The sequence below is a fragment of the Burkholderiales bacterium genome, from assembly GCA_035560005.1.
GTDB lineage: Bacteria > Pseudomonadota > Gammaproteobacteria > Burkholderiales > Eutrophovitaceae > DASRFY01.
Genome location: DATMAN010000097.1, coordinates 1 through 12,354, shown reverse-complemented (window position 1 = coordinate 12,354; position 12,354 = coordinate 1). Strand labels below are relative to the sequence as shown.

At 60.7% G+C, this 12,354-nt stretch carries 6 protein-coding genes; all 6 read left to right on the top strand.

What is annotated here, in order from left to right; all coding sequences use genetic code 11:
- Positions 1–20: 20 nt before the first annotated feature.
- A complete protein-coding gene (locus VNM24_15050) occupies positions 21–2,339 on the top strand; it encodes an adenylate/guanylate cyclase domain-containing protein (GenBank protein ID HWQ39898.1) in 2,319 nt (772 codons plus the stop codon).
- A gap of 221 nt (positions 2,340–2,560) precedes the next feature.
- On the top strand, positions 2,561–5,908 hold the full coding sequence (locus tag VNM24_15045) for a tetratricopeptide repeat protein (GenBank protein ID HWQ39897.1): 3,348 nt from the start codon (positions 2,561–2,563) through the stop codon (positions 5,906–5,908).
- Positions 5,909–6,631: 723 nt separating this feature from the next.
- Entirely contained in the window at positions 6,632–9,343 is a 2,712-nt protein-coding gene (locus VNM24_15040; GenBank protein HWQ39896.1) for a hypothetical protein, read from the top strand.
- Positions 9,344–10,315: 972 nt separating this feature from the next.
- A complete protein-coding gene (locus tag VNM24_15035) occupies positions 10,316–10,525 on the top strand; it encodes a ribbon-helix-helix protein, CopG family (GenBank protein ID HWQ39895.1) in 210 nt (69 codons plus the stop codon).
- On the top strand, positions 10,525–10,941 hold the full coding sequence (locus VNM24_15030; GenBank protein ID HWQ39894.1) for a PIN domain-containing protein: 417 nt from the start codon (positions 10,525–10,527) through the stop codon (positions 10,939–10,941). The genes VNM24_15035 and VNM24_15030 overlap by 1 nt, the downstream gene beginning before the upstream one ends.
- A gap of 385 nt (positions 10,942–11,326) precedes the next feature.
- The gene (locus VNM24_15025) at positions 11,327–12,289 is read left to right on the top strand and encodes a bacterial transcriptional activator domain-containing protein (protein HWQ39893.1); all 963 of its coding nucleotides are present in this window, start codon (positions 11,327–11,329) and stop codon (positions 12,287–12,289) included.
- The last annotated feature ends 65 nt before the right edge of the window (positions 12,290–12,354 follow it).

The window sequence follows — 12,354 nt, the reverse complement described above, 5'->3', positions numbered from 1 at the left end:
TGCCCGCTGGAGCGCACGCGGTGCGTGTTCCATCGCTCGAGCCGTCCCGCTCCCCCGGCCTGCCGTGGCGCGCCGGCCTTGTCGCAGGCGCCGCGATCGGCGCGCTGGCGGCGGGGCTCGGTTACCTCGAAGCCGGGCGCGGGGTCGAGGAACGGTTCGCGCTGCGCTGGCTGTTCAGCGCGCGCGGCGAGATCGGGCCACCGGCGGGCGTTGCGATCGTGGCGATAAATCGCCGTTCCGCGCGCGAGATCTTTCTTCCCGAGGATCCTGCCCGCTTTCATCGTTGCCGCGGGCTGTCGATCGGCACGCCACGGTACGGGTACGCACCGCTGCCCGCCCTGCCGGCGCGCTGGCCGCGCTGCCTGCACGCGGTCCTGATCGAACGGCTCTCCGCGGCCGGCGCGCGCGTCATCGTGTTCGACGTCCTGTTCCGCAGTCGCCGTGCGCTCCCGATTCACGGCGAGACCGAGGACGTGCTCGCCGAGGAGGACCGGCGGCTCGCGTGCGCGGCGCGCGAGAGCGCACGGGTGCTGATCGCGGGCAAGCTGGAGCCCGGGCACGGCGACACGCTCGCACCCGCGCCGCTTTCGCCCCTGATCGAGGAAGCCGTGCTCGGCATGGCGCCCGCCCCGCTGCCGGTGACCGGTGTGGACCGCTACGACCGGTTTCACGTGTTCGTGAACGACGGCTGGCCCACCGTCACGCTGCCGGCGCTCGCGGCCCTCGCCTACGCGTTGCCGGCCTACGACCGCTTTCGAAGACTGCTGGTGGAGGCCGCGCCGCGGCTGGGCGCGGACCTGCCCCCCTCCGCCCGGGATATAAAAAGCGGCAATCTGGAGACCACCGCCCTGCTGTTGCGCGCGGGTTTGGCGCGCGACACGGCGGCACAGGCAAACCTTCATGCCGTTCTGGACCGTACAGACCCAGGCGCCGACCACGCCGCCGAGCTGATGCGCAGCATGCTCGCCATTTACGCCGGACCGCCCACCCGTCACACCAATTTCTATGGCCGGCCCGGCCGTATTCCCACCCGTGATTTCTCGGACGTGCTGGCACTGAGCGCGCCCGAGCTGTCGGCCTGGGCGCGAGACAAGGTCATCGTCGTGGGATACCACGAAGACGAAGCCGTCGAACAGGTCGAGCACTTCCCGACCGCGTTCACCGCGCCGGGGCAGGTCGGTCACAGCGGGGTGGAGATCCTGGCTACCGCGATCGGCAACCTGCTGGAGCGGTCGGACCTGCGCGTGGCTTCGCATGGGCTGCGTATCGGGGCTCCCCTGGCGCTCGCGCTGCTGGTCTGCGTGGCCGCCTATTCCGCCGGCACGGCGCTGGCTCTCGCGCTGGCCCTTGCCGCCGCCGCGGCCTATGCGGGGCTCGCGTTCCTCGCCTTTGCCCACGCAAGACTGTGGTTTCCGCTCGCGGTTCCGCTGGCGAGCACCCTGGTGCTGGGTCTGGGATCGGGTCTGGCGTTCCGCTACCGCGAAGCACGCCGGCAACAGGAGCGCATCCGTTCGCTGTTCGTCAAGTTCGTGCCGCGCGGGTTTGTCGAAGCCTTCGAGCGCAACGCGGAGAACGCGCTCGCGCAGCGGCAGTCCCTGGAGTGCATCAGCGTGGCGACCGATGCGGCGCAGTTCACGACGCTGGCCGAGAGCATGGCGCCGCACGAGCTGGCGCAACTGCTCAACCGCTATTTCGAGCGGCTGTTCCGCCCCGTCGCCGAGACCGACGGCTTCGTCTCCGACATCGTCGGCGATGCGATGCTCGCGCTATGGCCTCTGCGCGCGCCGCACACCCGGAGTGCTGCCTGCCACGCGTTGCTGGAGATGCTGGAGGCGACCACCGAGTTCAGCCGCACGGCGGCGAAAGGCGGGTTGCAGACGCGCTTCGGCGCGCACCTCGGCCCGGTCAGCCTCGGCGCCATCGGGGGGCACGAGCGCTACGAGTACCGGGCAGTGGGCGATGCGGTCAACGTGTCCAACCGGTTGCAGGAACTGAACAAGAAACTCGGCACGCGCATTCTGGTCTCGCACCCGCTGATCGACGGCCTGGACCGATTCCAGGTTCGAGACCTGGGCTGGTTCCGGTTGCGCGGCAAGGTCCGCGCGCTGCACGTGTACGAACTGATTGGACTGAGTCTGAAGGTCACGCCGGAGACGGCGCGCCTTTGTGCGCAGTTCTCGCAAATCGCCCGGGCGATCCACGCTTCGGAACTCCAGCGTGCTGGCTCGTTGTTGCGGGAAGTCCGAACGGAGTTTCCGGGCGACAAAGCCGCCGAATTCCTGCTCGACGTCCTGGCGCGCCCCGGCGCCGTGCGCGACGGCGTCATTATCCCTGACTGATGTTTCAACCTCCTGCCCCCTCGATCGGGAAGCGCTCAACCGAGGGAAGGACGGAAGGGGGCACTTCCGTTCACATTTCTTAACTTCCACCACCTTCGCGCGACTGGGTCATGACAGGCGTATTCGAAAAGACTTGCGCTGAAAGCATTTCGCGTCTATACATGAAAAGAGCAATCGAACACGGCTCGACGTGTTCCGCGGCCCTCGGGGGGTGGGCAGGAATGGTTCGGTCGAAGCGGTTCGAGCTGCAGGGGAGGTCCCGGGAACGCAAGTTCCCCCTGCTGCTTGTCGTCATAACCATAACAACAATAACGAAGAGCCCTTCCGGTCTGGCAGCAGATGAGGAAGGCGGCTGCACGCCCGTCATCGGCCGCGTCGTTTCCGTGCAAGGCACGGTCGAAGCGCAGCGCGCCGGCGCGCTGTCCTGGACCCGCATCAGCCGTCTCGACACACCGGTCTGCGAAGGCGACCGGTTGCGTGCGGCGCGCGCGAGCCGCGCCGCGGTCTTTCTCCAGCCGGAAAACCTGATCCGGCTCGACCAGAACAGCGAGATCCTCTTCAGCCACACCGCGGAAGAGACGCTGCTTGAATTCTTCCAGGAACACACCGCGGTCGCGCCGGATGCGCTGACCCAGGGCTGCGGCGCGGGCTATGTCATCACGCGCTTTCCGAAGAAATTCCGCATCCGCACGCCGCACGTGAACGCCGCGGTCGAGGGCACGGAGTTTCTGGTGGCGTTGCGCTGCGAGGTGACCGAGCTGGCGGTGTTCGAAGGCAAGGTCCGCGCGCAGGCGACCGCCCAGCTCGAAGAGCAGGTATTGGCAAGCGGACAGGTGCTCTCCGCCAGCGCGGCCGAGCCGCCGGCGATCCGCCTGCTCGTCAGACCGGCCGACGCGGTGCAATGGGCGCTCTACTACCCGCCGCTGAGCGACGCCGGCATCGCCGTGCCGAGCGCCGAAGAGTGCGCGCAACTGCCGGCGGGCGCGATCCGCCAGGTGTGCTTCGCCCAGCGCGCCGAGCACCTCCTGCGCCTCGGGCGGGTGGAGGAAGCGGAGAGCGAAATTTCAATGGCACTCGCAGAGACGCCGGCAAGCGGCGACGCGCTGGCGATCCGCGCGGTGATCAGCGTCGTCAAGGGCGACAAGGACGGCGCGCTCTCGGCGGCGCAGAACGCCGTGCAGATCTCGCCCGCTTCCTCGCGCGCCTGGCTGGCGCTCTCCTACGCCCAGCAGGCGCAGTTCAAGCTGGAGGACGCAACGAAGAGCGTCCGGCGGGCGGCTGAACTCTCACCGGACAGCTCGCTGACGCAGGCTCGCCTGGCGGAAATGTTCATGTCGCTGGGCCGCACGGGCGACGCCGAAAAGGCCGCGCGACGCGCGGTCGAAGCCAATTCGAACGAAGAGCGCGCCCACACGGTGCTCGGCTTCGTGCATCTGGCACAGATCAACGTCAAGGAGGCGCAAGCCGATTTCCTGAAAGCCATCGAACGCGACTCGACCGCTCCGCTCCCAAGATTGGGGCTGGGACTCGCGATCATCCGCCAGGGCCAGCTCGTCCCCGGCCGCGAACAGCTCGAGATCGCGGTGGCCCTCGATCCGACCAATTCGCTACTCAGAAGCTACGTCGGCAAGGCTTACTACGAGGAGAACACCAGGGAGCGCGATCAGCTCGCCGCGACGCAGTTCGACCTCGCCAAGCAACTCGACCCCAACGATCCGACGCCGTGGTTCTACCAGGCAATCCTTGCCCTCGTCGCGAATCAACCAACCCAAGCCCTCTCTAACCTTCAACAATCGATCCGTCTTAACGACCACCGAGCAATTTACAGATCGACACTACTCTTGGAAGAAGACATCGCGACTCGAAGTCTTAGTCTGGCAAGACTTTACCGGGCCTTAGGCTTTGATCAACTTGCTATCGCAGAAGCAGCAAGATCGTTGACCGCGGAGCCAGGCAACTTTTCAGCGCATCGCTTCCTTTCTGACACCTACGCAACTTTGCCGAGACACGACATTGCCCGCGTCAGCGAACTTCTCCAAGCTCAAGTTCGACAGTTACTGAGCGCAGAGCCTATACAACCGCAGCTCAGCGAAGATCGATTGTTCATTTCTAGGGGTGCAATCTCACAAGAACCTGGCACTTTCGAATTCACCGATCTCTTTATACAACATGGGATGGCCGCTCGAATCCGTGTTCTTGACGGAACACAAGATACCTACGCTGATGAAGCCGGGATCTCCGCTTTGCTAGACCATGCATCACTAAGCATCGGGAGGTTTTACTACGAGACAGAGGGCTTCCGTCCAAACAACGACTATCAAAGACGTATTTCAAACGCATTTTTGCAGATTTCTCCCTCGCAATCTCTCAACCTGCAAGTCGAACTTCGTAACTCCGACTTCGAGCGCGGAGACCTGGTGCTACGGTTCGATCCAAGCAACTTTCGTCCGGAGCGAGCAAAAGTTAAGAACAGTATCGATCGGTTGAGCGCCCGCTACGGTTTTGGCGTAGGAAACGATGTGGTTCTTTCGTTCATACATAACGACTCCTTGGTCGATTTTGAGTTCCCCGGGCTGATTACCATTCTTGAGCATACCGACAACTCGCTCGCGGAGGCACAGTCGATAGTCAGGTTCGGACCCATTGGGGCAACGCTAGGCGGAGGATATGTTCGAGGTCACAACAACGTGAACTTCGGAGGATTTCTGACTGCAGACACGTTGCAGACACAAAGCAACGGTTACGCCTACTTCAACGTGCATGTCTCGCCAGGGTTTCTGTTGACCGCTGGACTCAGTGCTGACCAGTTTGAAGACCCATTAGTAGAACGAAGCAAGACCAGCCCCAAACTGGGGGCCATCTTCAGTCCCTTGAACAGCTTGACGATTCGGGCGGCCGTTTTCGAAACCATGAATCGCATTCTTCCTACCAATCAGACTCTAGAGCCCACACAGATCGCCGGATTCAATCAGTTTTTTGACGAACCCAATGGCTCAACGTCGACCAGAAAGGGAATTGGAACAGATTACAAACTGAGCAATGCAATCTATCTCGGCGGCGAGGTGGCAGAACGAGACATCCAATGGGTCCTCATCGATCCGATTGCAAACCTAGCTGAAGACGGCGACTGGACTGAGAAAACGGGCCGAGTCTATGCATACGCCACGATCGGGCCACATGTTGCCCTCTCCGCAGAAGTCTATCGCGAACACTATAAGCGAGCTCCCGGATTTCAGGGCGCAGAAGAATTCCTTGAGTTGCGCAGCACTCGTATTCCTATCGGAATGAACATTTTCGTAGGCGGTAGGGTGGTAATCAGAGGTTATGTGTCCCACTACAAGCAAGAAGGGATCTTCATCGACTCGTTTGGTAGCCCATTTCAGGGAGACGAACGGTTTACTACCGTAGACGCTCAGGTGTCCTACTACCTTCCTAGAAGGTCAGGCGTCATCACGATAGACGGCCGCAACTTGGGCGATCGGAATGCCAGATACCAAGAAAGCAATTTGGCAGCACCCCGATTCGTACCCCAAAGGCAGCTGTTCCTATCTCTTGTACTGAGACTGTGACATGACTTACAGGGCCGGCAGGCTCGAAGTACAAGGAGCGGTTTGTGTCTTAGACCCTTCTAGCCAAATATGACCGATTACCGATACCGCACCACCACAAGGAGGAGTCACATGATCAAGCTCTTGCTGGGCATCTTTCGCACGCCATCCTTTCCCCACGAGAAGTCTGCACCCGCATTTATTGGAGATTCGGTCGGGGTTTGGTGTGCTCGAACAATATTGTTGCTGGCCGCAATCGGCTGCGCCTCCTTTCTAAGAGTAAGCGACGTAAATGCCCACGGCACCATGCCCGTCGAAACCCCCGCAGCCTGCGCTCCTTCTGAAGGTGAAAGATACGCAGAGATTGGGTATCTGCAGTGCCAAGCATACATAGCGATATATGTCGATAAGAACGGAAATCTTCTCTACGCAGAGAACGTTAGATCCAGACCCGAACGGTGGCGGTTGATAAAGATCCTGGAAGAACTCGATCCATCTCACTGCATCGCGCCTTGCAAGCACGTCTGTCCTACCTACACTTGTTACTGTTCGTGCCCATAGCGTGTCGGTACTTGTCACCCGGGCGCAGTTTACAGACGAGAAGGAAACAAAATGCGTGGAGCGCGTACCGGTTGCCAGAGTGAGCACGGTGGCGGTTCAACGTTCAAGCATCTTGGAACAGGCAAGCCCGTGAGAATCAAGCGAGAGGTACATCATTGGCGTCTTCTGTCCACTAGGCCGATCATGGGCACGATACTGATCGTAGTAGGCCTGACGTTGCAGAACGGCGCGCTCGAGGCGGCTGGTATAACACCACCTACCATTCTCCCGGAGCCGATTCCCCTGTCGACAACTCTGAACTTGAAACCGGCACTACTGCCCGCCGCAGCAAAGGCTTTCTATCCAGCATTTGACGGAGACAGTTTCTTTGTATCGCTCAAGCCCAAAGTGGCTGGTGAGTTCACGTCCGAACAAGTATTCACAGACGTTGTGGCACCCGTTCTTCAAGCCATGGGCTTTCAGCGGGAACTCTCGGAGATCGTCACGCGTACAAAAAAGGGAGCGAAGCCTCGACCAGCAAGCCTCTCCGATTTAGCCGATGTGACTTGCATGGAGGTAGACGAGGACAAGTACAAGCGCTTTCACGCCGTCTGCGATGCCATGCGCAAGGGCGCGGCGTCTCCAGAAGCGGAGCGAGTGTTTCAGCTGGGTGATGGAATGAGCTTTGCGCAGTTCAAAGCAGATATCGAACGCCAGTTGGTCGAATACTATTTCTTGCAGGTCGTCAAAGGAGTGGCGATTGACCAAGTCGGAATCGTCGCTAGGCTTTGGGAAGGCGAGACCGTAACAGTCGTTCATGGTGTGGTCCTAAACCAGTTCCGTATCACCAACAAGCAAAGTTTGACACCCGAGTCGGCCGTTGATCGCGGTATTGAAGTGCTGCTAAGGCTACCAGGTGTGCAGGCGCCAGTCACAACACCTAAGGATCTCAGACTGGTATTGCTACCGTACGGGAGAGGAAGAACTTCCAGCGGTAGTCTGGTTCCGGGACTGCGTTTCGCGTACCGAACACTGCTGACGGCACACTTTGTTCCGGATGCCGCATCAAAACCCGAGCGCGTCACCTGGCTGGCGTGGGTAGACGCAGACACAGGCCAACTCCTGCAACTGCTTCCTCAGGTTGAGCAAGTGTCAGCAATCGGAAACATATGGCGCCGAGACGCCGGCACCGGCACGCACGCAGCCAGGTTCGAGGTCGATCCATCAAGTTCTGGCACGTACACTCTTGAACTCAACGACGATATAGACGGCGTATTCAATCGCCTCGATCGCTTTGAAGACGGAGCGTTCGATGACCAGGAAGTGGCGGTATCGGCCGATGCGAGAGGGAGCACTATCTCACTCGCGAACTTTGATCAAGCTCCGTTGAATAACGCTCCACGAGCGGTATGCTCCGATGGTGGTAACGCTGCGTTCCGGCAGATTAACGTCTTTGCTCACTTGCACAGATTCTGGCGACTTGTAGTGGCAGCTGGCTCCTTTCCTACGTTTCCTGAGGCTCCGATAAACGTAAGTGTCGATGTGGGGAACCCGTACAGTTTCGCCGACTACGATACCTCACGGCTCCGTTTCGCAACTTATCCTGGTTTCACGCACCAGGCTTGTCCGGACGCACCAAATCTTGGGCTAAACGATGGTCAGGACGCTACCATCATCGCGCACGAGTTTGCTCATTTGGCCGCAAGGCGGCTTCAATACAGGAGACCAGCAGATTGGTGTGGTCCCTCGTGCGACATTACGGTAAGTAATGTCGCTGACGTTTACTTCCACGACTTCGCGGATGCGTGGGCCAACGGATACGCATCTTCGCCATGCGTTGGAGGATGGTCCTGGAAAAACCAAGGTCAAAGCGAAAATAGCAGAAACTGTGTCAACTTCCATGACGAGGGCAGTGGCATGCCGAGATTGGCAAGCTTGCCGGAAGATCGTTTCCCGGAACACCGCTTGCGCGCCATGGGCGACTATGCTGATGGACAAATCGCTGCCGGAGCGCTGTGGCTTGCGCGCCAAGGCATGCGGAGCAAGTGTCTCCCATCGGGAACCGCGCAGTTCTGGGTCAGATTGAACCGAGCGCTTTGGCAATTCTGGCCGACTGGCCTCGGAACCTGCAGGCAATTTGTGGATTCTCAGCCCACCACCTGCGATAAGGACCTCTATCGGTTTCTTCAGGACTTTATGTTACAGATGACTTGGCAGTGGGCTAATGCCGGTCAACCCGGGGGGCCGCCCGGCTTTCGCCACAATGGGGCACATACCACGAACAAGCTGCTCAGCGCGTGGGCTAGAGCCGGCATGTTTCTGGTGCCAGAGGAGTGTATCGATGGGGACCCGACAACGGGGGACCCAGCAACAGACAATGCCAACTTCTGTCCGGTCACGTCTGGGGGTGAAAACGGCGGCGACGCCGTAATTGACGTCAACGATAACGACGAGTCAGACGATGTAACAATTGACGGAATAATCCATCCAGAAGTGGATTACCTGCGACGAGAAGATGGGGTAGCACCAACTTTCCAAGTATGGACAGGCCCTCGCTATGTTTTCGATCCTCAGGGTTGGGCATTGAATTACGTCCCTTCAAGCGCCAACCCTGCTCCGTGCAACGTTAAGTTCACAGTCGAATTGGCTAGCAACGAGGCATTCACGCAAAACGTTGTAACTAGTGGTTGGCGGACAGTGTCGACAACGGTTGCACCAGAATGCTTCGGTGTGTGGACCCCTGGTGACAATGAGTGGCATCAGCTACGCGGTGTAAACGGAGATACGAAAGTCTACTACCGTGTACGAACGCGTGCCGCGGATGACACAAACGAAAGACTTTCCACATCCCCTGGAAATGGCCGTTTTACAGTGCCAGCTGCTTACATAGTGGTCAATGATTCTGGCCGGCCATAGTGCAAGATCTTCCTCGTCAGAGCACTGAAAGGTCACCCATTAGCCGCCTGCGTGCAAGAGGGCGCAGCCGTTCAGGGCGCGCGCCGGTGTTTCTTCGTGCCCGCACTTCACGTCCCATGATGCCTACCCGCCCTGGAGTTGTGTCAAGAGTCTTTCGCACTCTTGTTGGCGGTAGCCTGATCCGATCTCAAACGGCTGCCTCCTCGGGAAGCGGGTCGAGCAACGTTTCCATCGCGAGGAAACGCCGCTTTCCCCACTTCGTGCTCGCGATGTGGCGCAGTCGCGCCGCAACCAGCTTCACCCTCATGGAGCGCGCGTGCATCCGGCTTGCCTTCACGTTCGATCACCACTTCTCCGTGGTCGGATTCAGACTGTTGGCGTAACCCCGATCTAAGCAGGAGCGCCGGTGCAGGACCCGCACGCGGCGCGATGGCCTGAAGTCTGCCGGAGGGGGATTCGCCAACCACGGATCATCGCGCTCGGACTGCACTTGGTCGCCTTGGTGAAGCGTCAGGTCAGAGGGCTTGATGTGGACCGGGTGCCGCCGCTTCCGTCGCGGACACGCTGGTAGGCCGATGGGCTGAAATCCCGATTCCCGTCTGCCGCTCGCTATAGCTTTGGTTATACCGCCTTCGGCATAGAGACGACCAAGCTCCGCCTTCCGACAATTCGCTTAAAGTTCGCGGAGGCCGGGGCTCTCCTTCTTGGCGGTTGAGCACCCGAACTCGCCTCCGCGAACAACGGGCGAATTGAGCGACCTCAGGGTCAAGAGCGACCTCAGGGTCAGACTCGATTTATAGGCCTTTTGCCTGCTGTGCCCCGCAGGTCCCGGCGGGCCGTAGCGGTTCATGGCGCGCGCGAGTGCGCCGGTTTGTCGTTCATCTCCGACCTCACGTCCCGTAATGCCTACGCGCCCGGGTTCGAACACCGGAATCCTTGACGTATGTCACTCACGAGGATAAAGTAACATACATGGAAAAGACTCAGATTTACCTGCGAAAGGAAGAGCTCGCTGCCCTGCGCGAAGCGGCGGCGCGGTCGGGACGCAGCATCGCAGAACTTGTTCGCGAAGCAATCCGCAAGGTCGTGCTCAAGCCGCAGACTACAGGCCCCGTAGCCATCTGGGACGGCGAGCCCAAGCGGACTTCCGTCGAGCACGACAGCGTTCACGACGAGCCCTGATGCGCCAGCGAGAGGCGGTTTTCGTCGATAGCGGAGCATGGATCGCACTTGCGCTATCACGAGATCCGCTGCATGCGCAAGCGCGAGAACAATGGGATCTGTTACAGGGATCTGCCGCCAGGCTGCATACGTCCGTTCCCGTAGTCATCGAGACATTCACGTTTCTCGAACGTAACGCCAACCGGGACGTGGCACTGGCATGGAAAGATTCGATCTACGGGCCCGGCACCGTCAGGATTCTTCCCTGCGAGCTTCGCGACCTCGAGCAGTCCTGGGAGTACTTCCGGCGCAAGGACCTGCACAAGCTCTCAGCCGTTGACGCAACCAGCTTCACCCTCATGAAGCGCGCGCGCATCCGGCTTGCCTTCACGTTCGATCACCACTTCTCCGTGGTTGGATTCAGACTGGTGGCGTAACCCCGATCGAAGCAGGAGCGCCGGTGCAGGACCCGCACGCGGCGCGATGGCCTGAAGTCTGCCGGAGGAGGGGGATTCGCCAACCACGGATCATCGCGCTCGGACTGCACTTGGTCGCCTCGGTGAAGCATCAGGTCAGAAGGCTTGATGTGGACCGGATACCGCCGCTTCCGTCGCGGACACGCTGGCAGGCCGATGGGCTGAAATCCCGATTCCCGTCTGCCGCTCGCTATAGCTTTGGTTATACCGCCTTCGGCATAGAGACGACCAAGCTCCGCCTTCCGACAATCGCTTAAAGTTCGCGGAGGCCGGGGCTCTCCTTCTTGGCGGGTGAGCACCCGAACTCGCCTCCGCGAACAACGGGCGAATTGCGGAGGGTGCGGTCATGTACGCGGCGCCAGAGGTCGTTGGCCGAGAGGGTTGTTCCAGTGCGCCGGACAAGTCCGGCCGATTCGATCGCGCGGGCTCCGCGCCCGAAGGCGAGGTGGAGCGGGCGGACCGTCTGTTGCCGATCCGCATCTACACGCTGGGGCGCTTTAGCGTGGCGATCGACGGGCAGCCGGTTTGCTCCAATGGCAAAGGTCAGCAGCGGCCGTTCGGCTTGCTCAAAGCGCTGATCGCGCTCGGTGGCCGGGAAGTCGCAGCGAGCCGCTTGTGGGAATGTCTGTGGCCGGATTCCGAAGGCGATCTGGGCGTTCGCAATCTCACCATCACCGTGCACCGCCTGCGCCGGCAACTGCGCTGTCATGCCGCGATCCTTCAGCACGACGGCAAGCTCAGCCTGAACGACCGGGTCTGCTGGGTGGACACGTGGCACTTCGAGCGCCTGGCCAACGAAGCGCTGCACAGCCTGGAGGAGAATGTTCAGAAGAAGGACGCCGAGCCCAAAGCGCGCGCCGCGCTTGCGCTCTATGGCGGGCACTTCCTCGCGCGCGAATCGGAAGAATCCTGGATGCTGTCGCTGCGCCTGCGCCTGGAAACGAGGTTCGAACGGCTGGTGGCGGCATGGTCTGAACACCTCGAAGAGCACGCGCGCTTCGGCCAGTCGGTGGACGTCTGCCGTGCCGCGCTGGAACAGGATCCGTTGAACGAATCGCTCTATCGCCGGCTGATGAGCTGTTATCTGAAAGCAGGCGAACTGGCGGAGGTGGTGCGCATGTACCGGCGCTGCTGGGAGGCGTTGAGCAAAGGCCTGGGGGCGCAGCCGTCGGAGGAGACTCAGCGCCTCTACCTCGAAGGACTGCAGGCCGCCGCCTTGCGCACCGGCCATGCGCCCGTGCACCAACATCGGCATCTGCGCGCCGAATCGGCCGCGGTGCCGGAGGAAGGCGATGCGTCGAGCGGTTAGCCCAGCAACGTAACCACGGAGGATGCGGTGGTTCACGCGATCGTCGTGCGAGCGAGCACCGCATG